We start from the raw sequence: 24335 nt of genomic DNA on the forward strand, positions 1-24335 counted from the left end.
CGTCTTGCCCGCACCAGCACCTGAGCGCACCGTCGTCGGCATCGTGGGCGGCGGACCCGCCGGGCTGCTGCTCTCGCACCTGCTGCACCGCTCCGGCGTCGACCACGTGGTGCTGGAGGCGCGCTCCCGCGAGGAGATCGAGCACACACACCGCGCCGGGATCCTGGAGGCGGGCGCCGTGCAGGTGCTGGTGGACGCCGGCCTGGACCGCGTGCTGCGCGACGGGTCCCGGCACGACGGCATCGTGCTGCGCTTCGACGGCGCCGACCACCGCATCGACCTGACCGGCCTCACCGGCCGCAGCGTGTGGCTCTACCCGCAGACCGACGTCTTCGTCGACCTCGCGACCCGGCGCGCGGCCGACGGTGCGGACGGTGTCGGCCGCGAAGGCGCCCAGGTCCGTTGGGGCGCGACCGCCACGCACGTGCTCGACGGCGACTCCGACCGGCCCGGCGTGCTCTGGACCGACCCGGAGGGCGACAGCCACGAGCTGCGCTGCGACGTGCTGGTCGGCGCCGACGGCTCCCACTCGACCCTGCGGCACACCCTGCCCGAGGCGCAGCGGCGCACGTTCGTCCACGAGTACCCCTACGCGTGGTTCGGCGTCATCGTCGAGACGCCGCGCAGCGCCCCCGAGCTCGTCTACACGGCGTCCGAGCACGGGTTCGCCCTGATCAGCCAGCGCACCGACACCCACCAGAGGCTCTACTTCCAGTGCGACCCCGACGAGGACCCCATCGCATGGAGCGACGACCAGATCTGGGCCGAGCTGCAGCGCCGCGTCACCGGGCCCGACGGGTTCCGCCTCGTCGAGGGTCCCGTCGAGGAACGGTCGGTCCTGCGCTTCCGCTCGTCCGTCGTCGAACCCGTGCGGCACGGCCGCATGCTCCTCGCCGGCGACGCCGCCCACACCGTCCCGCCCACGGGAGCCAAGGGCCTGAACCTGGCGCTCGCGGACGTCGTCGTGCTGCACGACGTGCTGGAGACCTGGCTCGCGGGTACGGGCACGGGCGCGGGCTCGGGGTCGGTCGGCTCGGTCGGCTCAGCCGGCTCGGGCGGACCCGGCGTTCGGGGAGGTCGGGGCGGACGCCGGGACGACGCCGTGCTCGACGAGTACGGACGCCGCGTCGCCGAGCGGGTCTGGCGCGCCCAGCACTTCTCCGCCTGGATGAGCGGCATGCTGCACTCCCACCCGGGCGAGACGGGCTTCGCCGCCCGACGGCGCCTGGCCGAGCTGCGCACGCTCACCGCCTCGGAGTCCGGCCGGCGCTTCCTGGCGGAGGGCTACACGGGCTGGGGCCCGGTGCTCGGGCAGGGGGCGCCGTGAGTGCGCCGGGGCAGGACACGCGTGGCGACCGACGACGACGTCGAGAGGGAGACGAGATGACGGAACGAGTACCCGCTTCAGGAGCCACTGCAGCGCCTGCTGGTCTGCCTGCTGCAGCGCCTGTTGGTGCTACTGCTGGTGCGCCTGCTGCTGCGCCCGCTACGGCACCTGACGCAGCACCTGACGCAGCACCTGATGCGGCAGCCGACACGCAGGCGCAGCTCAGCGCCGAGATCGAGGCTGCGCACCGGGCGTACGAGGAGGGCCTGGCGCAGGGCGCGCCGCAGGAGCTCGGCCCGAGGCGCGACTGGCCGCCGTACCGCAGCTCGCTCCTGCGGCACCCGACCAAGGATCTGCACCATGCCGACCCGGAGACGATCGAGCTGTTCGCGCCCGTCTTCGGCGAGCGGGACATCGGCGCACTGGAGTCCGACCTGACGGTGCAGCGGGGCGGTGAGCCGATCGGGGAGCGGATCGTGGTGCGCGGCCGGGTGGTCGACGGCCAGGGCCGGCCCGTCCGGCGTCAGCTCGTGGAGGTGTGGCAGGCGAACGCGGCCGGGCGGTACGTGCACAAGCGCGACCAGCATCCGGCGCCGATCGACCCGAACTTCACCGGCATTGGACGCGCGCTGACCGACGACGACGGCTGGTACCGGTTCCAGACCATCAAGCCCGGCCCGTACCCGTGGAAGAACCACTTCAACGCGTGGCGTCCGGCGCACATCCACTTCTCGCTGTTCGGGACCGAGCTCACCCAGCGCGTCGTCACGCAGATGTACTTCCCGGGGGACCCGCTGTTCGCCCTGGACCCCATCTACCAGTCCATCCAGGACCCCCGGGCCCGCGAGCTGCTGATCGCGACGTACGACCACGACCTGTCGCAGCACGAGTGGGCGACCGGGTACCGCTGGGACATCGTCCTGTCCGGGTCGCACCGCACCTGGACCGAGCCGGAGGACGGCGATGAGTGAGCGGACAGCCGGGCTGAACTCCGAAGGGTCGCCCGAGCCCACGATCTTGCCGACGCCCCAGGGGGCGCCCGAACCGACGTCCGAGCCCGCGCGCGACGACCTGCTCCCGCCGACGCCGGGGCAGACCGTCGGGCCGTTCTTCGGCTACGCCCTGCCCTACGCGCGCGGCAACGAGCTGGTCGAGCCCGGCACGCCGGGCGCCGTGCGCCTGCACGGGACCGTGTACGACGGCGCGGGCGCCCCCGTCCCCGACGCCCTGATCGAGATCTGGCAGGCCGACCCGGCGGGCGCCGTCGTCGGCCGGTCCGGCTCCCTCCTGCGCGACGGGACCTTCACCGGCTGGGGCCGCGCCGAGACCGACCGCGAGGGCGGCTACTGGTTCCGGACCCTGACGCCGGGCGCCACGGAGCCGGGTCGGGTTCCCTTCTTCGCGGTGACGGTCTTCGCGCGCGGCCTGCAGGACCGCCTGCACACCCGCGCCTACCTGCCGGACGCCGGCCTGGGCGGCGCTCCGCGCAGCCTGGACCCGGACAGTGCCGCTCCGCGCGATGCCGCGCTGAACGATGCCGCTCCGCGCGATGTCGGTCCGCGCGATCTCGCGCTGAACGATGTCGCGCTGAACGATGTCGCGCTGAACGATGTCGGCATGGCCGGTGCTGCTCCGCACGACGTGGGCCCGGCGGATGCTGCCCTGCGCGACGCGGACCCGACCGGCGCCGGCCTGCTTGCCGCCGACCCGCTGCTCGCCTCGCTCGAACCCGGCGGGCGCGCCACGCTGGTCACATCGCGCGAACCCGACGGGTCGCTGCGGTTCGACATCCGTCTCCAGGGCGGCCCGGAGGGCGAGGAGGAGACCGTGTTCCTCACGTACGGCACGGCTGCGCACGGAAGCAGTGCGCACGGCGGTCAGCGGGGCGACGCCGATGCCTGACGTCGGCCTCTTGACCCCCGGCGCCGACCTCGGCCCGGGGTCCCCGGCCGCGGTCACCGACGACGTGGCGGTGCTGCGGGCGATGCTCCGCGTCGAGGCGGCCTGGGTGCGCGTCGTCGTCGGGCACCAGGGCGACCACCACGTTGACGCCGCCGGCGGTGTCGAGTCCGCCGTCCGTGATGGCCTGGACCCCGCAGCTGACTCGGCAGGTCCGTCCGGTGCGGTTGCCTCTGTCCGCGTTGCCGATCCCGATCCCGAATTCGACGCCGAATTCGACGCCGACATCGACGCCGACATCGACGTCGACGTCGACGTCGACCCCGACATCGACGCAGACGTTGACATCGACGCCGTCGTCGAGCGCATCGCCGGGTCGGACGACGACGCGCTGGCTCTCGCCACGCAGCTCGCCCGCGCCGGCGGTGCCGGCGGAAACCCGGTGATTCCGCTGGTCGCCGCGTTGCGGGAGGCGGCAGGACCGCGGCTCGCGCCCGCCGTGCACGCGGGCCTCACCTCGCAGGACGTGCTCGACACCGCGCTGGTCCTCGTGCTGCGCGACGCCGCACGCGCCGCCGTGGCCGACCTCGACCGAGCAGCCGCTGCGGCGGCCCGCCTCGCGGCCGAGCACCGCGCCCGGCCCGCCCTCGCCCGCACCCTCGCCCAGGCGGCGGTGCCCACGACGCTCGGAGCGCGGTTCGCCGGTTGGCTGCAGGGCATCCTCGCCGCGCGGGCCTTCCTGGACGCGGTCTCCGACGCGCTCCCGCTGGCCTACGGCGGCGCGGCGGGCGAGCTGTCCGGGCTGGCTGCGCTGTCGGGGGCGACCGAACCGTATGGAGCGGCCGTACCGCCGGGGGCCACTGAGCCGTCCGCCGCGACCGAGCCGTCCGCCGCGACCGAGCCGTCCGCCGCGACCGAGTCGTCCGTAGCGACTGAGCCGTCCGTAGCGACTGAGCCGTTCGGAGTGACCGGGCCGCCCGGGTCGACGGGGCCGGCAGACGACACTGGGACCGCGCGCCCGGAGTTCGCCCTCGTCGAGGCCTGGGGTGCGGAGCTCGGGCTGCCGGTCGGCCCGGCGCCGTGGCACGCCACGCGGACGCCGGTGGTCCGGATCGCCTCGGCGCTCGCCGAGACCTGCACCGCGCTCGGGAAGGTCGCGAACGACGTGCTGCAGGCGGTCCGGCCGGGCGTCGGTGAGCTGCGTGAGCCGCCCGCGCCGGGACGCGGGACGTCGTCGGCCATGGCGCACAAGCGCAACCCCGTGCTGTCGGTGCTCGTGCGGCGCTCCGCGATCGCCGCGCCGCACCTGGCCGCCCAGGTGCTCGGGGCGGCGGGGCTCGCCGTGGACGAGCGGTCCGACGGCGCATGGCACGCCGAGTGGCCCGGCCTGCAGCTGCTCGCCCGGCACGCGATCGCGTCGGCGCACGCGGCGGCGGAGCTTCTGGAGGGTCTGGAGGTCGACACCGACGCCGTGGCCCGGAACCTGCGCGACGGCCTGCCGGGCGGCCTGTCCGACGGTATGTCCGACGGTATCTCCGACGGTATGTCCGGCACCGGACCGGCGCCCGACGTCGCGGCGGCTGCCGCCGTCGTCGGCCGTGTGCTGGACCAGTACGCCGAGCAGACGGGGCAGGGCGCATGACCGCGCGACCCAGGCTGGGCGCCGTCGAGTTCGTGCTGCGCGACGCCACCCGCCCGCTGCTGGTGCTGGGCCCTTCTTTGGGCACGTCGGTAGCGGCGTTGTGGGGCGACGCGGTCGGGCTGCTGGCCGGAGCCAGCGGTTCTGTCGACGGCGATCGAGTCGCCGGGGGCGCCGGCGAGCTCGACGTGATCGGCTGGGACCTGCCGGGCCATGGCACGGCGCCGGCGCCGTCCGCGGACGAGCTCGACGGGCTCAGCATCGGTGAGCTCGCCGATGCGGTCCTCGGCGTCGTCGAGCGTGCACAGGCGCGGCGCGGGGACGTGGGGGCGCCGTTCTGGTACGCCGGTGTCTCGGTCGGCGGGGCGGTCGGTCAGCGGTTGCTGCTGGACGCGCCCGACCGGGTGCTCGGCGCGGCCCTGATCTGTACGGCGACCTACTTCGGCGAGCCGTCGGGGTGGGCCGAACGGGCCGAGCTCGTGCGCCGGGCGGGCACCCCCACCCAGGTGGAGGCCGCGGTGCGGCGCTGGTTCGGGCCCGGGTTCCTCGACCGTGAACCGCAGGTGGTCCTCCGCCTGCTCGCCGGCCTGCAGACCGCCGACCGGTTCGGTTACGCCGCGGTGTGCGACGCCGTGGGCGCCCACGACCTGCGGGGACGGCTCGGCGCGGTCGGCGTCCCCGTCGTCGCGATCGCGGGCGCCGCGGACCCGGCGACCCCGCCCGCGAAGCTCGAGGAGATCGCCGACGCCGTCCCCGGCGCACGGCTCCAGGTGTTGGACGGAGCGGCACACCTCGCGCCGGCGGAGCGGCCGCAGGCCGTGGCCGACCTGGTGCGCGATCTCGTCCGGGGAAGGGTGACAGCGTGACTGACAGCAGCAAAGTCCCGAACAGCGAAGTCCCGGACAGCGGCGAGGTCCCAGACAGCAGTGAGGTCCTGGACAGCAACGAGGCGTCGGACAGCAGCAAGGTCCTGGACAGCGGTGAGGCCTCGGACAGCAGCAAGGTCCTGAGCAGCAGCGAACGGCCGAACCGCGGCGAGATATCGAGCATCGACGTGTCGTTGGACAAGGGCGAGATGTCGACTGCGGGCGAAGCATTGAGCATCGACGTGTCGTTGGACCAGGGCGAGACGTCGACCGCGGGCGAAGCATCGAGCAGCGACGTGTCGTCGGACAAGGGCGAGGGGTCGGGCAAGTCGGGGCCGTCGATCGGGAGGGACGTGCCGGACAGCGGCGCGGCACCCCGTAGCGGCGATGCGCCGAACGCGGGCGATGCGCCGAACGCGGGCGGGGCACCGAATGCGGGCGACGCGCCGAATGCGGGCGATGCGCCGAATGCGGGCGATGCGCCGAATGCGGGCGATGCGCCGAATGCGGGCGACGCGCCGAACGCGGGCGACGCGCCGAATGCGGGCGGGGCACCGACCGGCGACCCGCCTGACACCGGAGACACGGTGCGTGGTGGGGCCGCGCCCGGCAGCAGCGTCCCCCCAGGCAGAGCCCGCACAAGCGGCGCTCCCTCAGGCAGTGCCTCCTCAGGCAGTGGCCCCTCTGGCGGCACCCCCTCAGGCAGCGCCCGCGCAGGGGGTGTTCGCGCGAGCAGTGTTCCCCTGAGCGGCCCTCTGAGTCGTCGGCCCGAGCGGGGGGACGACGTGCGGCGTCACGACGGCGCCGCCGTCCGGCGTCAGGTGCTGGGCGACACGCACGTGGACAACGCGATCGTGGGCACGACGGCGTTCACCGCCGACTTTCAGGACCTCATCACCCGCTACGCGTGGGGTGAGATCTGGAATCGTCCGGGCCTGGACCGGCGGAGCCGCTCGATGATCACGCTGACCGCGCTCGTCGCCGGCGGGCACTGGGACGAGCTGGCGCTGCACGTACGGGCCGCGGTCCGCAACGGGTTGAGCGTCGACGAGATCAAGGAGGTGCTCCTGCAGACGGCGATCTACTGCTCGGTGCCGAGCGCGAACCACGCCTTCAAGATTGCCCAGCAGGCGCTGGCCGACGAGGGTCTCGTCTGAGTCCCGCAGCAGCCGTACTCCACTCCCTGTCCCGCACTATCTTTGGGGCATGACCAGCGCGACGCCGCCCGAACCGGGCGGCCCAGATTACGCAGTCCCGGATTCTGCAGCCCTGGATTCTGCAGCCCCGGAATCCGTCAGTTCCCCCGCCGACCGTTCTCCCGCCGACCGTTCTCCCGCTGACCGTTCTCCCGCCGACCGTTCCCCTGCCGACCGCGGCGCCGGGGCCACGCTCACCCCAGGTTTTCGCGGGCGGCCGCGGCCCGCGGGCGTGACACTCCCTCCCGGGCAGTACAAGGAGGAGGGCTTCCCGGTGCTCTCCGCCGGGCCGACGCCCAACGTCGACAGCCGGACCTGGAGCTTCACCGTCACCGACGAGTCCGGTGCCGCGAAGACCTGGACGTGGGCGCAGCTGATGGAGCTGCCTCAGGAGAAGCCGACGGTCGACATCCACTGCGTCACCCGCTGGTCCAAGTTCGGCACCAGCTGGCGGGGCGTGTCCCTGGACGTGCTGCTCGCGGACGTCGAGTCCACCGCCGACTTCGCGATGGTCGGCTCCTACGGCGGATACACGACCAACCTTCCGGTCGCCGACCTGCTGGGCGGCAAGGCGTGGATCGCGCACACCTTCGACGGCGCGCCGCTGCACCCCGAGCACGGCGGCCCCGCGCGGCTGCTCGTGCCGCACCTGTACTTCTGGAAGTCGGCGAAGTGGGTGCGCTCGCTGACGCTCATGCCGACGGACCGGCCCGGCTTCTGGGAGAAGCTCGGCTACCACGACCTCGGCGACCCGTGGCGCGAGCAGAGGTACCAGGGTGACTGAGGCGGTGGGCGCCCGGCTCGGCCAGCGCTACGCGGTCCCGTCCGGCTGGCAGGTCGCGACCCTGGTGGAACGACGTGCGGAGAGCGCGTCCGCGGAGACCCTCGTGCTCGACATCCCGCAGTGGCCCGGTCACCAGGCGGGCCAGCACCTCGACCTCCGCCTCACCGCGCCCGACGGCTACACCGCCGAGCGGTCGTACTCGCTGGCGAGCGGCCCCACGCCGTCCGGCAGCGGGGGTGTGGAGGTCACCGTCCAGCGCGTCCGGGACGGCGAGGTGTCGCCCTACCTGGTCGACGACTTCCCGCCCGGTGCGGCCATCGAGGTGCGCGGGCCGATCGGCGGATGGTTCGTCTGGGACCCGCAGCGGGACGCGGGCACGCCCGTGCTGCTCCTGGCCGGCGGCTCCGGGCTGGTCCCCGTGATGTCCATGGCCCGCGCACGCCGCCAGTCCGGCGACCGGACGCCGTTCCGCCTGATCTACTCGGTGCGCACGCCGGAGGACCGGCTGTACACCGACGAGCTCGACGCGCTCGTGGCCCGCGGCGACGGGTTCGAGGCGAGCACGATCTTCACGCGGGCGGTCTCCCTGACGGCGCTGCGGGGCCCGCGCCGGCTGACGTCCTCCGAGCTGGCCTCGTGGGGCTGGCCGCCCGAGCTGGAGCCGCGGGTGTACGTGTGCGGTCCGACAGGGTTCGTCGAAGGGGTGGCCCGCATGCTCGTGGCCCAGGGCCACGACCCGGCCCGGATCCGGACCGAACGGTTCGGGCCCGCGGGGAGCTGACCGGCCCTGGTGTCGATGATCGGCTGGTGGGTGTGGCTGCCCGGCCGGGCCGGGCTGCTTCGGCAGCGCTTCGGCAACGGAACTGCTTCGGTGGCGGTGTGCTGTCGTGCGGCGCGGGTCGGTGACTCCCTTGGTCATGTGGTGCACGTGCGGGTGGGGTGCGTGACGTGGCCGTTCGGGTGCGTGAAGTACCAGCCGTCGTCGTAGTGCATGGTGATGTTCTGCGTATCGACGAGGTCGTGGTGGTGGTAGCAGAGCAGGGCGGCGTTGGTGGTGGAGGTCTCGCCGCCGTGCGCCCAGTGGCGCAGGGCGTGGTGGACCTCGCACCGCGTCGGCGGTTGGTCGCACTCGCCGTAGACGCAGTGCTGGTCGCGGGCGATGACGGCCCGGCGCAGCTGCCCGGTGACCGTCCGTCTGCTCCGGCCGACGTCCAGGATCTGCGAGTCGGCCCCGAACACGATCCGGGTGACCTCGCTGTCGCAGGCGATACGGCGCAGGAGCGAGGTCGGCACCGGGGTGCTCGTCTCGGTAAAGACGGCAGGACGCTTGATGTGAGGGACGCCGTCCGGGCTGATCGGGCGGGTCGGCCCGGTCGGGACACCCGCCTCGCCCGGCCCGCCCGCGCCCGGCTCCTCGCCGTCGCTCTGGGCGGCGAGAGCCTGGAGCTCGGTCAACGAGACGGTCACGCTCAGGTGCGGGCGGACGGAGGCGCCGGTGCCGGTGCGGCCGGTGTCGAGCACGATGCGGCTCAGATCGGCGAGAGCCTGGGCGCGGCGCTGACCGGGCGTGCGGTCGTCGTCGGCGGCCGGTGCGCCCATGATCGAGCCGATCGCCGTGGTCAGCGTCTGGCCGTGCTCCTCGGTGAGGAACCCGCTCAGGTGGTAGCCGCCCAGCGTGGGTGCGACGTCGAGGTACTCGCGCTGCCTGGCCTTCGTGTAGCCGCGCTCGTCGGCTTCGGGGTCCGCGTGGCGGGCGAAGTAGCGCACCAGACCGCGGAACCGGTCGGGCCCGTTCTGGGTCGACCAGTCGAGCAGCTGCTCCTCCCAGGTCGGCGCAGCCGAAGTCGTCGGTGTCTCCGCGGTCGGCTCGTCAAGTACAGGCACAGGTCCAGCGGTTGCGTCCTCAGTGGGCGGGTCCTCAGCGGGCCCCGGGTCAGGTACGGAGCCGGCTCGGTCGATGGTGGGCACGTCGACCGCCGGGGCGGCCAGGGCCTCGGTTCGGTTGGTGCTGGTGGTGGCGACGTCGACCAGGGCGCGGAGCTTGTCGACGCCGACCCGACCCACCAGAGCCGCCGACAGCGTGGCGGGCAGATGGTCGCGCAAGGCCCTGGCCGTGCGGACGTCGCGTCGTGCGGTCCCCGTCTGGACGTCCTCGGCGCGGGCCAGCCAGACGGCGAACGTGCGAGCGCCCGTCTGCGCCCACAGTCCGGCGGACTCGATCCGGGGCAGGATCGACCAGCGCATGGCATCCAGGCGGGCGCCGGCCACGCGCAGGCGGGCGGACGTCGATACCAGACCCGAGGTCGTCATGGCCTCGTGTGGTGCTGCGGTGAGCTCGTCCAGGAGCGCATCGAGGTCGGTCAGGACGTCCTCCAGGGCACGTGGGGTGCCTCCACGTTCTTCCCTTGCCATGGTTCACACCACCTCTCGTGCGCGGTCTCGAACGCCGGGGCCAGGTCGGCCGAAGGCGCTGAAACGAGCCTATCGAACGAATGTGCTGTTGTTTGGGTGAGCAGGAGATCTGTGGATAACTCTTCGGTCCGCGAAGCGGCGGCCCCGGCGCTCGGTGCCGCGCAGCTGACCGGCACCCACCGAGAAAAGCAGCGGGCCGGGAGGGGCCCCCGACCCCGCCCCCCCCCCCCCCCCACCGCCGTCGTCCGCCCGCCCCCGCCGTACCTGGAGGAACCCCCATGCCCCGCACCGTCATCCGTTCCGTCCGCCCGTGGGGCGGCGACCCCGCCGACGTCGTGCTCGACGACGGCCTCGTGCGCGAGGTCGTCCCGGCGGGCACGGCCGCCGCCGGCGAGGCCGAGATCGCGGGCGACGACGGCATCCTCGTCCCGTCGTTCTCCGACGTGCACGTGCACCTCGACTCCACCCGCCTCGGCCTGCCCTTCCGCCCGCTGACCGCGGGACCCACCCGCTGGGACCGGATCATGAACGACCGCGCGCACTGGCGCACGGCCGAGGCCCCCGTGGCCGACCGGGCCACCGAGACGCTGCGCCGCATGATCGCGCTGGGCGTCACCCGGGTGCGCTCGCACGCCCAGGTCGACGCCGACTCGAAGCTGGAGAAGTTCGAGGGCGTGCTCGCCGCCCGCGCGGCGCACGCCGCGTCGGCGTCGGTCGAGATCGTCGTGTTCCCGCAGGTCGGCATCCACCTCGAACCGGGCGTGCCGGAGCTCATGGACGAGGCGCTGCGCGCCGGCGGCGACCTCGTGGGCGGCATCGACCCCTGCGAGATCGACCGCGACCCGCGGCGCCACCTCGACACCGTGTTCGAGCTCGCCGAACGCCACCAGAAGGGCGTGGACATCCACCTGCACGAGCCCGGCGAGCTCGGCCTCTTCTCGATGAGCCTGGTCACCGAGCGCGTGCGCGCGCTCGGCATGCAGGGCCGCGTGACCGTCTCGCACGCCTTCGCCCTGGGCTCCGGGCTCCCGGCCGTGGAGCGGACGATCGACGAGCTCGCCGAGCTGGACGTCGCGATCACCACGATCGCCCCCGGCGGGCGCCTGGAGCTGCCGCTCGAACGACTGGTCACCGCGGGCGTGCGCGTGGGCCTCGGCATGGACGGCCAGCGCGACTACTGGTCCCCCTGGGGCAACGCCGACATGCTGGAGCGCGCCTGGCTGCTCGCCCACTCCCAGGGCTGGTCGCGCGACGACCTCATCGAGCTCGGCCTCGCCGTCGCGACCTGGGGCGGGGCGTCCGTCATCGACGGGCGGACGCCACGGCTCACCGGCGCCGGTCACCACCCCGGGATCGCCGTCGGCGACCCGGCCGACCTCGTCATCCTGCGCGGCGAGACGCCGACGTCCGCCGTCATGGACCGTCTCCCGGGGCGCACGGTGATCCACGCCGGCCGCGTCGTGGCCGCCGACGGCGAGCTCGTGTGACCGCGCCCCCGGCGGGCCGGCCAGGCCCGACGCTCCTGGTCGTCAACTGCAACACGACGCGCGCCATGACCGAGGCGATCGCGTCGGTCGCCGCGGGCGCCGCCTCGCCCGGCACCACCGTCGTCGGCCTCACGCCGTCCTGGGGCCCCGCCTCCGCCGAGGGCTACTTCGAGAGCTACGTGACGGCGCTCGCGGTGCTCGACGCCGTGCTCGCCCACCCCGACCCGTACGACGCCGTGATCATGGCCGGCTACGGCGAGCACGGGCGGGAGGGCCTGCGGCAGGCGATCGACGTGCCGGTCGTCGACATCACCGAGGCCTCCGCCTTCCTCGCGTGCCTCGTCGCCCACCGGTTCGGCGTGGTGACGACGGTCGCCACGGCCGTGCCCGGCATCGAGGACTCCCTGCGCAATGCGGGCGTGCTCGGGCGGTGCGCGGGCGTGGCCGCGGCCGACGTCGCCGTGCTCGACATCGGCGACGTCGCCGGGACGGCTCGGGCCCTGGAGTCCGCGGGCGCCCGGCTCGTCGCGGCGGGCGCGGACGCCCTCGTGCTCGGCTGCGCCGGCTTCGCCGGGCTCGACGTCGCGCTGGAGCGGCGTCTCGGCGTGCCGGTGCTGGACAGCGTGACCAGCGCGGTGCGGCTCGCGGAGTCGCTCGTCGCGCTGGGCAAGACGACGAGCACGGCGGGGCCGTACCGCCGGCCCGACCCGGCGAAGGCGTGGGTGGGGCCACGGCCCGGGGCGGGCGGCTAGCCGCGGATCGGCTGCGCCTGCGGACGTGTCGCGGCCGGCCAGGCGGCGAGCATCCGGTTGCGCAGCCGGCGGCGGCGCCCGGCCGTCGCGCCGTCGACCACGACCGCCGCGGCGCGGGGCGCGGGCCCCAGGTCCCAGAACGGCTGGAGGGTCGTCGTCAGCGCCACGGCGAGGCTCCCGACGGCGGCGACCGTCGTCGTGGCGCGCCGCACCGGGGTGTCGAACGTCAGCACCAGACCCGTCAGCTCGGGCTGCGGCCGCTGCCCGTCCGGCAGCGGCGCGTCGAGGCGGGCGACCAGCGCGCGCCGGGCGAGCACGTACCGCAGGTCGTTCGCGACCAGGCGCAGGGCGGCGAGCCCGAGCGCCAGGGCCACGAGCACGGTGACGGCGACCGAGACCGGGGACCCGACCACCGCGTCGACGTTGGCGGCCCGCTCGGAGCCGCCCGGGAGCAGGACGAACCGCCCGCCGATCGCGAGGCCCCGGCCCGACAGCGCGCCCCAGGCGGCCACGGCCAGCCAGACGGCCTGCAGCACCACGACCGTCACGACACCCACGACCGAGGCGAGGCGCCCTGCCCAGCGGTAGACCGCGGGCAGCTCGACGGGCTCGATCCCCGGGTCCGCCCCGAACGTCACGGGCGCGTGCCGCGTCGCGAGGTGGACGTCGGCGAGCCGCCCGCGCCACCACCGCACCAGCAGCATGGCCGCGACGCTCCCGGCGGTGAGCCCGACGGCGAGCACGGTCGCGCCGCCCAGCCCGTCGACGTCCGGGTCGCCGATCCACTCCACGAGGCAGAAGACGCCGAGGAAGGCGCCGACGACGAGCACCGGGACGGCCAGGAACAGCCAGCGCACGAACGGCCGCCCGTTCGCCGTCTCGCCCGAGGCCACCTGGCCCTGGTACTCGGGGACCGGCAGGGCCCGTCCGTCGGCGCCGGTCTCCGACGCGTCGCGGACGGCGCGCGCGTGCGCGAAGGTCCGCGCCGTGGACAGCGCCAGCGCGGCCACGATCGCCACGAGCAGCACCACGAGGTCGCGGGCGAAGCCCTGCGTGAGCGCCTCGTCGAGGGGCGCGGGGGCCGCGACGGCGCCGCTCTCGACCAGGAGACCGACCACGACGTGGGCCAGCACGGCGAGCAGCAGGCCGGTCGCGGCGCCGAGAGCCAGGGCGTGCAGGGCGTCGACGACCCGTCCGACGGGGCCGGGGGACACCTCCGCGAAGTGTCCGGTCGGCGTCGGCGCGTCGGCCGGGAGGGGGCGCGGCTGGGGAGGCATGGCCAGAATGTAGCGGACCGGCGGGCCCGGAGAACCACCCGGGTGAACCCGTCCCGGATCACCTGCGCCGGACGTCTCGCGCCGCTACCTTGGGGGCCCTCGACCACGTGACAGGAGGGCATCGTGCGGGCCGTCATCCAGGACCGGTACGGCAGCGCCGACGTGGTGGAGGTGGGCGACCTCCCCGATCCCGTCCCGGCGGACGACGAGGTCCTGGTCCGCGTCCGGGCGGTCTCGCTGAACGGGTCGGACCGCGAGAACCTCGTCGGTCGGCCCGCGTACGCCCGCGTCGGCGGGCTGCGCCGGCCGCGCAACCCGGTGCCCGGGTCGGACGTGGCCGGGACCGTCGTCGCGGTGGGCCGCTCCGTCACCGCGTTCGCCCCGGGCGAGGACGTGTTCGGGGAGCTGGCGGGCTACCGCGGCGGGCTCGCGGAGTACGTCGCGACGTCGCCGGGGCTGCTCGCCCGCAAGCCGGCCGCCCTCTCCTTCGCGGACGCCGCGACGATCCCGCAGGCCGGGTGCATCGCGCTGCGGGCCACCCGGGGCCTGCACAAGGGCGACCGGCTCCTGGTCAACGGGGCGGGCGGCGCGGGCGGCGCGTTCGTGATCGGCCTGGCCAAGCACCTCGGTGCCCGGGTCACGGCCGTGGACCGCGGGGAAAGGCCGGCCACCTGCTCCGGCTCGGCGCCGACGACACCATCGCGTACGAGCGCTGCGACTGGGCCGACCAGCGCGACCGGTACGACCGCGTGGTGGACCTGATCGCCTCCCGCTCGCCGTACCGGGTGCACGGGGCGCTGCGGGCCTGCGGCTCCTACCTCATGGTCGGCGGCCGCACGCGCGTGCTGCTGGCGACGTTCGCCGCCGCGCCGGTGCTCCGCGGCGCCACCGGCAAGCGGGTGGGTGTGCTGATGGTGCCCCAGTCGCGCGCGGACCTGGAGGAGGTCACCGCCCTGGTGGCCGACGGCGCCGTCGTGCCCGCGATCGACGCGGTGTGCCCGCTGGAGGAGGCGCCCGCCGCGTTCGCGCGGCTGGCGGCGGGGGACAACCTGGGCAAGCTCGTGGTCGAGGTCCCCTGACGCCCTAGAGGTGCAGCGTCCCCTCGGCCACGACGATCCCGGAGCCGCTGATCGTCACCAGGGGCCCGTCGACGCCGAGCGTGATGAGGCTGGGGCGACCGAGCTTGCGACCCTGCTCGACGACGATCCGCGCAGGGTCGGGTGCGAGCCCGTCGCGGACCAGGACGGCGGCCAGGGGACCGGCGGCGGTGCCCGTCGCGGGGTCCTCGGCGATGCCCACGGTGGGGTTGAAGAACCGGGTGTAGGCGCTGATCCCGGCCGCCGGGGCGGCGGCTGCCGCGTCGTCGAGCTGCACCGTGTAGAGGTAGCAGCCCTCGGCCCCGGCGTCGGCCAGGAGCGCCCGCAGCGCGGCGGTGTCCGGCTGGGCGGCGTCGACCGCCGCGGTGCTCCGCAGGGGCACGAGCAGGTGCTCCGCGCCGGTGGAGACCACCTCGGCGGCCCGGTCGGCGTCGAGGTCCTCGGCGTCCAGGCCCAGGACGGCGGCCAGCGCGGCCCGGTCCTCGACGCGGCCCAGGAACCGCGGGGCGGACTGCTCCATCGAGACCTCGACGGCCTCCGGGGGCCGTCCCGAGACCCGCACGTTGAGCAGGTCGTCGCCGATCTGCTGCACGAACTTCTCCCGGTCCGCCTCGAGCCGGCCGGACAGCGCCAGCCAGATCCAGGCGCCCATCGCGTTGTGCCCCGCGCCGAAGACCTCGACGCCGCCCGGGGTGAACGAGCGCAGCCGGTGGTCCGCGCCGGGGCGGTCGGGCCGCACCAGGAACGTCGTCTCGGACTGGTTGAGCTCCCGGGCGATCGCGCCCATCGTGTGCTCCGGGAGGGCGTCCGCGTCGGGGACGAGGGCGAGGGGGTTGCCGGTCAGCGGCGTGGCCGCGAACACGTCCACCCAGTAGAACGGGACGTCCACGAAGGGCTCCTTGTCGGCGACGACGGTCGGTGGCCACATGCTAGGGGGTGCCCGGGCCTCGTGACACAAGTCACGGGTCGCGGGTGACATCTTCCCAGGAGCGGGTGACGTCTCGTCACTGTGCCGCGTGCCGGGCCCGCCCGGAGACTGGCTGGACCGACCTCGGGGGCTGGTCGACCTGCACTGATGGCTGCTCCCGGAGGTGAAGCCGCTCCGCTGGAGGAAGGGTCACGATGCCAGACCGCGCGAAGCCGTCCCGAACCGAGGGCGGGCCTGCCGCACCCGTACCGGACCAGACCGAGTCCCGAGTCCCCAGGCGGCTCCGGCCACCTCGGAGCAGAGCGCGGCGGGGGATCGCCGTGCTGCTGGCGGTGGGCCTGACCGCCTCCGTGAGCGCCGCCGCGGGCCTGCCCGCCATGGCCGAGGAGCCGTCGGCGACGACGACGGTGACGTCGACGGCCGTGACGACGTCGGCCGTGACGGCGCAGGCGCCCGTCCCGGCGCCCGCCGAGTGGGAGGCCTGCCCCGCCGACGTCGCCAAGGCGGCCGTCCCGTACGTGCTGGAGTGCGCCACCGTGCAGGTGCCCCTGGACTACGCCAAGCCCGACGGCCGGCAGATCGACCTCATGATCTCCCGGATGGCCAGCACCGACCCGGAGAAGCGCCGCGGCATCCTGCTGCTGAACCCGGGCGGCCCGTCCGGCTCCGGCCTCACGCTGTCCACGCTGCTGGCGTCCAAGGGTCTGCCCAAGAGCGTGCGGGACGCCTACGACATCATCGCGATGGACACCCGCGGCATCGGGCACTCGACGGCCGCGCGCTGCGGCTTCACCGCCGAGACCCCGCACTTCGGCAACCTCCCTCCCTACGCCGTGGACGAGGCTGCCGTCGAAGCGCAGGCGAAGGTCGTCAAGGGCATCGCCGAGCAGTGCGCCGCGTCGCCCGACGCCGAGCTGATCCAGCACCTGAGCACGCCCAACACGGCGCGCGACCTGGACCAGATCCGGGCCGCGCTGGGCGAGGAGAAGGCCAGCTACCTGGGCTACTCCTACGGCAGCGGGCTGGGCGCCACCTACGACGCGATGTTCCCCGAGCGGGCCGACCGCGTGGTGCTGGACAGCAACATCGGTGACACGCACCTGAACCAGGACGTCCTGCGCCTGTGGGGTCCGGGGATGGAGGAGACGTTCCCCGACTTCGCGAAGTGGGCCGCCAAGCGGCACGGCACCTACGGGTTCGGCCGGACGCCGGCCCAGGTGCGGGCCACCTTCTTCGAGCTCGCCGAGCGGCTCGACGAGCAGCCGGTGCTCGGGGTGGACGGCGTGATTTTCCGGATGGGCACGTTCGGGTACCTCTACAGCCCGGCGGGGTACTCCAAGATCGCCGAGCTCTGGGAGTCCGTCCTGGCCGACGACACCGAGGCGGCGGCGGAGCAGCTGGCGGCGGTCGTGCCGACCGGCGCGCTGCCGGGTGTGCAGGCCGAGGAGCCCTGGGAGCTCGACAACGCCCTGACGGTGTTCCTCTCGGTGAGCTGCAACGACTCCGACTGGTCCGAGGACGTGCAGCACTACAAGGACACCGTGGCCGAGGACCGGGCGGAGTTCCCGATGTTCGGCGCCGCGGCGGCCAACATCACGCCGTGCGCCTACTGGCCGTACGAGCCCGTCGAGCAGGCGGAGATCTCGTCCGAGGGCAAGCGGAACATCCTGATCGTGCAGAACGAGCGGGACCCCGCCACGCCGCTGCGCGGTGGCCAGCTCGCCCGGGAGCAGTTCGGCGACCGGTCGCGCCTGGTGACCGTCGACAACAGCGGGCACGGCGCCTACGTGCTGCACGACAACGCCTGTGGCCTGGAGACCACCACCAAGTTCCTGGTGGACGGCACCCTGCCGAAGCGGGACGTGTCCTGCCGGGCCGGCTGAGGCCGCGATAGCAGCGCGGGGCCCGCAGCCGTGAGCTGCGGGCCCCGCGTCGTCTGCTGCTCACTGCACGCTGCGGACCGTCCCGCCGTCGACGCGCAGGGACGCGCCGCTGATGTAGTCGGCCAGCGGGCCGCACAGGTAGGCGACGGCGCCGGCGATCTCGTCGGGGCGGCCGAAGCGGTCGGTGTCGTTCGGCACGAGCTCGCGCACCGAGGCGGCCTCGATCTCGGGCCAGGTCTCGCCCCAGCCACGGTCGCCGGCGATGCCGGTCAGCAGCTCCCGGACGGCCGGGACGAGGATCGCCCCGGGCGCGACCACGTTCGAGGTGACGCCGGTGCCCCTGAGCTCGCGGGCGAGCGAGACGGCGAGGTTGTGCCGGGCCGCCAGGGTGGCGTTGTACTGCGGGTGGCTGTTCATCGGCTGGCCGCCGAGGCCGCCGCCGATCGTGATGACACGGCCCCAGCCCCGCTCCCGCATCGCGGGGACGAGGCGCTGGATCATCCGGACGCCGGAGATCACGTTCTGGTCGTAGGTGACCGCCCAGGCCTCCGACGTCGCGTCCGCCCAGCTCAGGTGCTCGTAGGCGCCCGCGTTGTTGACGAGCACGTCGACCGGTCCGCCGGCGAGGGCGGCGTCGGCGACCGCGTCGGCCCCCTCGTCCGTGGTCAGGTCCCCGACGGCGACGGAGGCGCGGCCCCCGTCGCGGATGATGTCGTCCGCGATCGCGCGGGCCCGCCCGGCGTCGCGGCCGTGCACGACGACGGCCGCACCCTCCGCCGCGAGCATCCGGGCGGTCGCCTCGCCCAGGCCCGACGTCGAGCCGGTGACCAGAGCGCGTCGTTCTGCGAGGTGCAGATCCATGAGTTCGTTCCTTTCCCCGTATGTCTACGCTCGTAGACTTACCCTTCGAGTATACACACGTAGACTTGGCGCATGGACACGAGCCCCGCACGCTCCCGCAATGCCGCCGCCACCCGCCAGGCGATCCTGTCGTCCGCCCTCGTCGCGTTCACCCGCCGCGGGTACGACGGCGTGGGCGTCCGCGAGATCGCCGCGGACGCCGGCGTCACGGCGATGCTGGTCAACCGCTACTTCGGGTCCAAGGAGGGGCTGTTCACGGAGGTCGTCGAGGCGTCCTTCGAGCCGGCGACGATGGTCCCGGCCGACCCCGAGCGGCCCGCCGACCTGGCCCGCACCACGGCCCAGGCGCTGGTCGAGCGGACCGCGCCCGGGGCCGAGCACCTCGGCCCGTTCGAGCTCATGCTCCGCTCGGCCGCCAACCCGCGGGCCGCCGAGATCGTCCGCGCCGGTATCGAGCGGCACGTCGGCGCCCGCTTCGCCGGCGCGCTCCAGGGGCCGGACGCCGACGAGCGGGCCGAGCTCGGCCTCGCGCTCCTGGCCGGCGTCTGGCTGATGCGCACCGTCCTCACCACCCCCGCGCTGCGGGACGCGCCGCCGGCCCTGCTCGCCGAGCAGGTCACCGCGATGCTCTCGGTCGTCGTCGAGCCCGGCGTCGAAACCGCCGTCGAACCTGGCGCCGAACCTGTGGCCGGGTCCTGAGCCGTCCCTGCCGTCCGTCCCGGGACGCCGGGACATTGGGCCCTGGCACCGCGCGGCGCGCCCGGGAGACCCTGGCGCCATGCGGGCCTGGACCACGGGGGACACGGCGGGCAGCCTGAGGCTGCGCGAGGTCCCGCTGCCCCGGCCGGGCCCCGACGAGGTGCTGGTGCGCGTCGAGGCGTGCGGCGTGTGCCGGACCGACCTCCACGTGATCGACCGCGAGCTCCCCGTGCACCTGCCGCACGTGGTGCCAGGACACCAGGTGGTGGGCGTGGTGGAGGATGTCGGGGCCGCCGTGCGGCAGCTCGGCCGGGGCGACCGGGTCGGCATCGCCTGGCTCCGCAGCACCTGCGGCACCTGCCGGTGGTGCCGCGAGGGGCGGGAGAACCTCTGCCCCGGCTCCCGCTACACCGGGTGGGACACCCACGGCGGGTTCGCCGAGCACACCACCGTGCCCGAGGCCTACGCCTACCGCCTGCCCACCGGCCAGGACCCCGGCGCCGTCGCGCCGCTGCTCTGCGCCGGCATCATCGGCTACCGCGCGCTGACCCGCGCCAACCTGCCGCCCGGCGGGATGCTGGGCATCTACGGGTTCGGTTCCAGCGCCCACCTGACCGCCCGGCTGGCCGTGGCGAACGGCGCGCGGCTGTCCGTCATGACCCGCGGCACGGCGAACCGGGAGCTCGCCCGCCTGGCCGGGGCCGAGTTCGTGGGCGGCGCCACGGCCGTGCCGCCCACCAGGCTCGACGCCGCGATCGTCTTCGCGCCCGCCGGCACCCTCGTGCCGTGCGCGCTCCAGGCCACCGAGCGGGGCGGCACCGTCGTCCTGGCCGGCATCCACATGAGCGAGATCCCCGCGATGTCCTACATCGAGAACCTGTTCCAGGAGCGCGACCTGCGGACGGTCGCCGCCAACACCCGGGCCGACGGCGCGGCCCTCCTGCGGCTGGCGGACACGCTCGGGATCGTCCCGACCGTGACGCGGTACCCGTTCGGCGAGACCGGCGCGGCGCTCGCGGACCTCCGGTCCGGCCGGGCCTCGGGCTCGCTCGTCGTCGTGCTCGACTGACGGGCGGCCGACGCTCGGCCCGATCCTTCACCCGGGGGTCCCGCCAGGCCAGGGACCTATGCCGCCGGGTGGCGGGACCTTCGGCTCGTGCCCGCCGGAGGTGGCCCGGCGGAGACTGGGCAGGAGAGCAGGACGGGCCCGGCGCGGCACTGGCCCGGCGGAGGTGATGACCGTGCAGGACGAGACGTTCGTGATCATCCTGTGGGTGGCCTGCGGGGTGGCGACGCTCGTCGCGGGACTGCTGGCGTACCGGAGCGCGGTGGCGCGGTACGTGGGGCGCTACGCCGTGGGCGTGCTGTTCCTCCTGGGCGGCGCGGTCGTGCACCTGGTCAACCTCGTCACCGGGGTCGGCTACGACGACTTCGCGGACCCGTCCTACTTCGTCTGGGTGACCGACACGTGGCACGCCGTCGTGGCGCCGAACCAGGTCCTCTTCATCGGCCTGCTGGCGGCGTTCGAGGCGGTGGTCGGGGTGCTGGCGATGTGCGGCGGCCGGCTGACCCGGTTCGCGTACTGGTGCGTGATCGTCTTCTACCTCGCCCTGTGGCTGTTCGGATGGATGGAGCTGGCGTGGGTGCTGCTCATGCTCCCGCCGATGTTCCTGCTGCTGCGGGCCGAACGGTGGGCGGCCGCCGAACCCGCCCGGGCCGGCTGAGCGCCGGGGCTCGGCCGACCCGGGTGCCGGTCCTAGGCGCGGGCCACCGCGATGTTGGTGTTCCCGCGCTGGCCGGCCTCGTAGAACATGTACAGCCGGCCGGCCTCCTCGGCGAAGCTCGGCGCCGCGGCGCGGGTGGCCACCGGCTCCGTGTAGAGCACCCCGAGGTGGTTCTCCCGGTCGAAGCTGGTGCCGACGTCGGCCACGTGCATGCTGCCGGAACCACCGTGGTAGACCACGTGCCCGCCCCCGTTGCGCGACCAGTAGTGGGCGCCGGAGAGCTGGCCGCCCTCGCCTGCGGCCGGCGAGATCAGCGGTTCGGGCTTGAACTGCCAGCCCGAGGTGAGCCGGTTGGACCAGCCGATGAAGATCTTCCGGGTCCCCGCCTGTGCGCCCATGAACAGCATGATCTGGGTGTCGGACTTCGTGGGGTGCGGGAAGACCCGCGCGTAGGACGTCTCGGTGACGTTCGAGGGCAGCATCGCGGTGGTCAGCACCGTGCCCTCGTAGGTGAAGCTGCGCCCGTCGGCGGAGGATGCCACGCGGGTGGTGGTGTTCTCCCCGTGGAAGTACAGGTAGAGGCGGCCGTCCGCCGCGTTCCAGACGGCGTGCGGGCTGGAGACGTGGCTCACCGAGTAGTGCGGTGACCAGGTGCGGGAGATCACCGGGTTGCCCGAGTACTCCCGCCAGGGGCCGTCGAGGGAGTCGGCGTAGGCCAGGCAGATCCCGCCCGGCGCGTCGTGCGGGGCGTAGTACATGTACCAGGCGCCCAGGGGGTTCTGGACCCGGCCGGCGACGTTCCGGATCGACGGGAAGATGAGCTCGCCCGTCGGGTTGTAGGCCAGCGCCGACTTGTCCAGGGCGGCGCCGACCCGGTGGAACGTGGGGAAGCCCGGCACTGCGGCCGCCGCACGGGGCGGCGCCGCGACGCCGAGGGCGGCCGCCGAGCCGAGCACCGCCGAGCCCACGAGCAGGCTGCGCCGGTCGAGCACGAGCTTTCGGTCCGGTTCCATGGTCACTCCGCTCCGGCCCGGAGGTCGCCGCGCTCCGGTGCGCGGCGGCGCGGAAACCGCCCGGGCCGTTCGGGGTCGAATCTCTTGCGTCCGCGGTCCGGGGGTCAAGGTGATCATGCGACCTATCAACCCCGGGCGCGTTCACCTCGCGGCCACGGCCCGGCCACGCGTGCCTCGTAGCGTCGCGGCCGCACCGATTTCCGACCCGGGGAGAAGAACCGATGTCATCCGCACCTGTACGCCTTCGACGGTCGCTCGCGGCCGTCGCCGTCGGCGCGACGCTCGCCGCGGTGGCCGCCGCGCCGTCGGCCGGCGCCGCGCCGTCTGCCGCCGATCCGGCGCTGAGCCTCGACCGGGCCGCCATCGCGGCCGACGAGTCCGTCTCGATCACGTTCGACGCCGGCGACGCCGCGCACGACCGCAACTGGATCGGCATCTACCGCGACGGCGCGACGCCGGGCGGGCCGGCCTCGCTCGACTGGCGGTACGTGCCCGACGCGACCGGCACGGTCGCCTGGGGCCCGGCGGACCGGTCCGGCTGGACGCACAACGCCGCCTCGATCGGCGCGGGGGAGTACGACGTCTACCTCCTGGAGGACGACGGCTACGACGTGCTCGCCGGCCCGGTCGACCTCACCGTCACCGGCGGCGAGGCCGTGCCGCCGGCGGAGCCCAAGCCCGAGGTGGACGGCGTGAGCGAGCTCAACGTGCTCACGTTCAACGTGTGGCACGGCGGCACCCAGATCGACGACGGCGCGCGCGAGATCGCCGACGTCCTCAAGGAGACCGACGCCGACGTCACGTTCCTGCCCGAACAGGGCGACGCCCCGCGCCAGGTCGCCGCGCTGCTCGGCTACGACCACGTGATCGCCACGGACACCGGCATCGTCTCGCGGTACCCGATCCTGGAGACCAGCACCGTGGACCGCTGGTGGACCAAGGCGGTGCTCGACGTGAACGGCACCGAGGTCGTCGCCTATGGCGGCCACCTGGAGTACCGCTGGTACGCCACCTACCTGCCGCGCGGCTACGGCGGCGCCGTCCTCGGCGACTGGCCCGACGGCTGGGACACGTGGGACAAGCTGCCTGGCGGCCCGGTCACCGACGTGGACGCGATCCTGGAGGCCAACCGGCAGTCCGGCCGCCCGGCCACGGCCGCCGCACTGGTGGCGGACGTCGCGGCCGAGCGCGCGGCGGGCCGCATCGCCGTCGTCGGCGGCGACTTCAACGAGCCGTCGGTGCAGGACTGGACCGAGGCGACCGCCGACCTGCAGGACCACAACGGCCTGGTGATCCCGTGGCAGTCGACGCAGGCGCTGCTCGACGGCGGGCTGGTCGACGCGTTCCGCGAGGTGCACCCCGATCCGGTCGCGAACCCGGGCGTCACGTGGCCGTCCGACAACCCGCTGTTCCCGACGACGGACCTCACCTGGGCGCCCGAGGCCGACGAGCGCGACCGCATCGACTACGTGTTCGTCACCCCCGACGAGCGGGTCACGGTCGACGACGCGGTCGTGGTCGGGCCGCAGTCGACGATCGTCCGCAACGAGCGGGTCGACGACGACAGCGCCGACCAGATCCTCACCCCGGACGCCGTCTGGCCGTCCGACCACAAGGCTGTGCTCGCCTCGTTCAGCGTGTGCGACGACGCCTGCGCGGCGGCCGTGCCTGCCTGGGACGCGTCGGCGGTCTACACCGCGGGCGACGAGATCTCGTACGAGGGCTCGACCTGGCGGGCGGCCTGGTGGACGCGCGGCCAGGAGCCGGGCGCCGCCTACGGCCCGTGGCAGGAGATCGTCGAGCGGAACGGCGTGGCGGGGTGGACGCCGTCCCGCATCTTCGAGGCAGGGTCGGTGGCCGTGCACGACGGCCGGGCGTACGAGGCGCAGTGGTGGACGCGCAACGAGAAGCCGGGCACGAAGTGGGGGCCGTGGAGGGCGCAGGGCTAGCGGCTCACCGCCGCCGGACACGTCGCACGAGCGCCGGAACCGACACCCGCGAGGCGAGCACCGGCCACGCGACCAGCACCACGGCGAGGGCGACCATGACCGGGTAGGACTCCGTGAGCTGGTCGGCCGACCAATAGCTCAGCAGGGTTCCGACGCTCACGAACGCGAGGGGCAGGGTCAGCACCCCGGCGATCAGGGCGACGCCCAGGCCGGTCTCCAGCAGCGGCATCAGCACGCCGAACACTTCCGGCGCCGCGCCCAGCAGGTGCTCCGCGAAGACCTGGAAATATCCGGGCACCCTGGGGTTCGCGGCGGCGCCGTCGACGACGAGCTGGATGTCGGCGGCCCCGAACCCGGCCCGGTACTTGATGTGGCCCTCGTTGAGCCAGAGCACGCCGAGCGCGACCCGGGGAGGGGGCGGTGGGGCGGGGGGGGGGGGGGGGAGGGGAGAAGAGGTTCCCCCCCCCCACCTGAAGGAAAACCCCCCGGACCAAGGGGGGGGGGGCCCCAAAGCGGGGGCTCCTTCCGCCCCCGCTGTGCTG

The 24335-nt window shown here is 74.3% G+C and carries 22 protein-coding genes and 2 pseudogenes; 18 read left to right on the forward strand and 6 right to left on the reverse strand.

Going from position 1 to position 24335, the window contains the following annotated elements; all coding sequences use genetic code 11:
- Nucleotides 1-4 precede the first annotated feature (4 nt).
- The 9 genes and pseudogenes from ACFV9Q_RS04075 (at nt 5) to ACFV9Q_RS04115 (ending at nt 8492) form a co-directional block, all read left to right on the forward strand.
- On the forward strand, nt 5-1327 hold the full coding sequence (locus tag ACFV9Q_RS04075) for a 4-hydroxybenzoate 3-monooxygenase (protein ID WP_377233275.1): 1323 nt from the start codon (nt 5-7) through the stop codon (nt 1325-1327).
- 56 nt (nt 1328-1383) lie between these two features.
- Nucleotides 1384-2298, forward strand: coding sequence for a protocatechuate 3,4-dioxygenase subunit beta (gene pcaH / locus ACFV9Q_RS04080; protein WP_377233276.1), 915 nt, complete (start codon nt 1384-1386; stop codon nt 2296-2298).
- Nucleotides 2299-2398: 100 nt separating this feature from the next.
- A pseudogene (pcaG, locus tag ACFV9Q_RS04085) lies at nt 2399-2839 on the forward strand (protocatechuate 3,4-dioxygenase subunit alpha); the annotation flags it as partial.
- Between the two features lie 183 nt (nt 2840-3022).
- Nucleotides 3023-3229 (forward strand): annotated as a pseudogene (locus tag ACFV9Q_RS04090) (hypothetical protein); the annotation flags it as partial.
- On the forward strand, nt 3222-4868 hold the full coding sequence (locus ACFV9Q_RS04095; RefSeq protein ID WP_377233277.1) for a lyase family protein: 1647 nt from the start codon (nt 3222-3224) through the stop codon (nt 4866-4868). The pseudogene ACFV9Q_RS04090 and the gene ACFV9Q_RS04095, both read left to right, overlap by 8 nt.
- A complete protein-coding gene (locus ACFV9Q_RS04100; protein ID WP_377233278.1) occupies nt 4865-5731 on the forward strand; it encodes an alpha/beta fold hydrolase in 867 nt (288 codons plus the stop codon). Before ACFV9Q_RS04095 ends, ACFV9Q_RS04100 begins: the two co-directional genes overlap by 4 nt.
- A 755-nt stretch (nt 5732-6486) precedes the next feature.
- Nucleotides 6487-6888 (forward strand): 4-carboxymuconolactone decarboxylase, encoded by a 402-nt coding sequence (gene pcaC, locus ACFV9Q_RS04105; RefSeq protein WP_377233449.1) that lies wholly within the window; start codon nt 6487-6489, stop codon nt 6886-6888.
- Nucleotides 6889-7159: 271 nt separating this feature from the next.
- On the forward strand, nt 7160-7711 hold the full coding sequence (locus tag ACFV9Q_RS04110; protein WP_377233279.1) for a sulfite oxidase-like oxidoreductase: 552 nt from the start codon (nt 7160-7162) through the stop codon (nt 7709-7711).
- Complete coding sequence (locus ACFV9Q_RS04115) at nt 7704-8492, forward strand: ferredoxin reductase (protein WP_377233280.1); 789 nt, start codon at nt 7704-7706, stop codon at nt 8490-8492. The genes ACFV9Q_RS04110 and ACFV9Q_RS04115 overlap by 8 nt, the downstream gene beginning before the upstream one ends.
- Nucleotides 8493-8626: 134 nt before the next feature.
- On the opposite strand, the gene ACFV9Q_RS04120 is transcribed toward ACFV9Q_RS04115, so the two are convergent.
- Complete coding sequence (locus ACFV9Q_RS04120) at nt 8627-10123, reverse strand: DUF222 domain-containing protein (RefSeq protein ID WP_377233281.1); 1497 nt, start codon at nt 10121-10123, stop codon at nt 8627-8629.
- Nucleotides 10124-10401: 278 nt separating this feature from the next.
- Between ACFV9Q_RS04120 and ACFV9Q_RS04125 the strand changes: the two genes are divergently transcribed.
- Nucleotides 10402-11610, forward strand: coding sequence for an amidohydrolase family protein (locus ACFV9Q_RS04125; protein ID WP_377233282.1), 1209 nt, complete (start codon nt 10402-10404; stop codon nt 11608-11610).
- Nucleotides 11607-12362: an aspartate/glutamate racemase family protein gene (locus ACFV9Q_RS04130; protein WP_377233283.1), complete on the forward strand. Its 756-nt coding sequence runs from the start codon at nt 11607-11609 to the stop codon at nt 12360-12362. Before ACFV9Q_RS04125 ends, ACFV9Q_RS04130 begins: the two co-directional genes overlap by 4 nt.
- Here the strand turns inward: ACFV9Q_RS04130 and ACFV9Q_RS04135 are convergent.
- The gene (locus ACFV9Q_RS04135; RefSeq protein WP_377233284.1) at nt 12359-13639 is read right to left on the reverse strand and encodes a hypothetical protein; all 1281 of its coding nucleotides are present in this window, start codon (nt 13637-13639) and stop codon (nt 12359-12361) included. The two genes, ACFV9Q_RS04130 and ACFV9Q_RS04135, sit on opposite strands and share 4 nt — an antisense overlap.
- A 123-nt stretch (nt 13640-13762) precedes the next feature.
- On the opposite strand from ACFV9Q_RS04135, the gene ACFV9Q_RS04140 reads away from it, so the two are divergent.
- Complete coding sequence (locus tag ACFV9Q_RS04140) at nt 13763-14401, forward strand: alcohol dehydrogenase catalytic domain-containing protein (protein WP_377233285.1); 639 nt, start codon at nt 13763-13765, stop codon at nt 14399-14401.
- Nucleotides 14338-14718: a zinc-binding dehydrogenase gene (locus ACFV9Q_RS04145; RefSeq protein ID WP_377233450.1), complete on the forward strand. Its 381-nt coding sequence runs from the start codon at nt 14338-14340 to the stop codon at nt 14716-14718. Before ACFV9Q_RS04140 ends, ACFV9Q_RS04145 begins: the two co-directional genes overlap by 64 nt.
- 4 nt (nt 14719-14722) lie before the next feature.
- Here the strand turns inward: ACFV9Q_RS04145 and ACFV9Q_RS04150 are convergent, their stop codons facing one another.
- A complete protein-coding gene (locus ACFV9Q_RS04150; protein ID WP_377233286.1) occupies nt 14723-15625 on the reverse strand; it encodes a PhzF family phenazine biosynthesis protein in 903 nt (300 codons plus the stop codon).
- Nucleotides 15626-15984: 359 nt separating this feature from the next.
- On the opposite strand from ACFV9Q_RS04150, the gene ACFV9Q_RS04155 reads away from it, so the two are divergent.
- A complete protein-coding gene (locus ACFV9Q_RS04155; protein ID WP_377233287.1) occupies nt 15985-17547 on the forward strand; it encodes an alpha/beta hydrolase in 1563 nt (520 codons plus the stop codon).
- Between the two features lie 60 nt (nt 17548-17607).
- Here the strand turns inward: ACFV9Q_RS04155 and ACFV9Q_RS04160 are convergent, their stop codons facing one another.
- Entirely contained in the window at nt 17608-18408 is an 801-nt protein-coding gene (locus ACFV9Q_RS04160) for an SDR family NAD(P)-dependent oxidoreductase (protein WP_377233288.1), read from the reverse strand.
- 72 nt (nt 18409-18480) lie between these two features.
- On the opposite strand from ACFV9Q_RS04160, the gene ACFV9Q_RS04165 reads away from it, so the two are divergent.
- From ACFV9Q_RS04165 to ACFV9Q_RS04175, 3 genes are all read left to right on the forward strand, one after another.
- Nucleotides 18481-19107, forward strand: a complete 627-nt coding sequence (locus ACFV9Q_RS04165; protein WP_377233289.1) for a TetR/AcrR family transcriptional regulator — start codon at nt 18481-18483, stop codon at nt 19105-19107.
- Between the two features lie 79 nt (nt 19108-19186).
- Nucleotides 19187-20176, forward strand: a complete 990-nt coding sequence (locus ACFV9Q_RS04170; protein ID WP_377233290.1) for a zinc-dependent alcohol dehydrogenase family protein — start codon at nt 19187-19189, stop codon at nt 20174-20176.
- Between the two features lie 172 nt (nt 20177-20348).
- Nucleotides 20349-20831 carry a hypothetical protein gene (locus ACFV9Q_RS04175; RefSeq protein WP_377233291.1) on the forward strand — a complete coding sequence of 161 codons (483 nt, stop codon included), beginning with the start codon at nt 20349-20351 and terminating at the stop codon, nt 20829-20831.
- Nucleotides 20832-20863: 32 nt separating this feature from the next.
- On the opposite strand, the gene ACFV9Q_RS04180 is transcribed toward ACFV9Q_RS04175, so the two are convergent.
- The gene (locus ACFV9Q_RS04180; protein ID WP_377233292.1) at nt 20864-21844 is read right to left on the reverse strand and encodes a hypothetical protein; all 981 of its coding nucleotides are present in this window, start codon (nt 21842-21844) and stop codon (nt 20864-20866) included.
- 221 nt (nt 21845-22065) lie between these two features.
- Here ACFV9Q_RS04180 and ACFV9Q_RS04185 point away from each other — a divergent pair, with 221 nt between their 5' ends.
- Complete coding sequence (locus tag ACFV9Q_RS04185; protein WP_377233293.1) at nt 22066-23793, forward strand: endonuclease/exonuclease/phosphatase family protein; 1728 nt, start codon at nt 22066-22068, stop codon at nt 23791-23793.
- A 4-nt stretch (nt 23794-23797) separates the two neighbouring features.
- Here the strand turns inward: ACFV9Q_RS04185 and ACFV9Q_RS04190 are convergent, their stop codons facing one another.
- Nucleotides 23798-24187, reverse strand: coding sequence for a hypothetical protein (locus ACFV9Q_RS04190; protein WP_377233294.1), 390 nt, complete (start codon nt 24185-24187; stop codon nt 23798-23800).
- Between the last annotated feature and the right edge of the window lie 148 nt (nt 24188-24335).

It is taken from the genome of Promicromonospora sp. NPDC059942 (assembly GCF_042731755.1).
Classification (GTDB): Bacteria; Actinomycetota; Actinomycetes; order Actinomycetales; family Cellulomonadaceae; genus Promicromonospora.

Bases quoted from the DNA above. Each gene is read 5' to 3' on its own strand.
- ACFV9Q_RS04160 (WP_377233288.1), bottom strand. From the start codon at position 18,408: ATGGATCTGCACCTCGCAGAACGACGCGCTCTGGTCACCGGCTCGACG.
- ACFV9Q_RS04100 (WP_377233278.1), top strand. From the start codon at position 4,865: ATGACCGCGCGACCCAGGCTGGGCGCCGTCGAGTTCGTGCTGCGCGAC.
- ACFV9Q_RS04180 (WP_377233292.1), bottom strand. From the start codon at position 21,844: ATGGAACCGGACCGAAAGCTCGTGCTCGACCGGCGCAGCCTGCTCGTG.
- ACFV9Q_RS04095 (WP_377233277.1), top strand. From the start codon at position 3,222: ATGCCTGACGTCGGCCTCTTGACCCCCGGCGCCGACCTCGGCCCGGGG.
- ACFV9Q_RS04185 (WP_377233293.1), top strand. From the start codon at position 22,066: ATGTCATCCGCACCTGTACGCCTTCGACGGTCGCTCGCGGCCGTCGCC.
- pcaH (WP_377233276.1), top strand. From the start codon at position 1,384: ATGACGGAACGAGTACCCGCTTCAGGAGCCACTGCAGCGCCTGCTGGT.
- ACFV9Q_RS04135 (WP_377233284.1), bottom strand. From the start codon at position 13,639: ATGCCTCCCCAGCCGCGCCCCCTCCCGGCCGACGCGCCGACGCCGACC.
- ACFV9Q_RS04120 (WP_377233281.1), bottom strand. From the start codon at position 10,123: ATGGCAAGGGAAGAACGTGGAGGCACCCCACGTGCCCTGGAGGACGTC.
- ACFV9Q_RS04125 (WP_377233282.1), top strand. From the start codon at position 10,402: ATGCCCCGCACCGTCATCCGTTCCGTCCGCCCGTGGGGCGGCGACCCC.
- ACFV9Q_RS04165 (WP_377233289.1), top strand. From the start codon at position 18,481: ATGGACACGAGCCCCGCACGCTCCCGCAATGCCGCCGCCACCCGCCAG.
- ACFV9Q_RS04170 (WP_377233290.1), top strand. From the start codon at position 19,187: ATGCGGGCCTGGACCACGGGGGACACGGCGGGCAGCCTGAGGCTGCGC.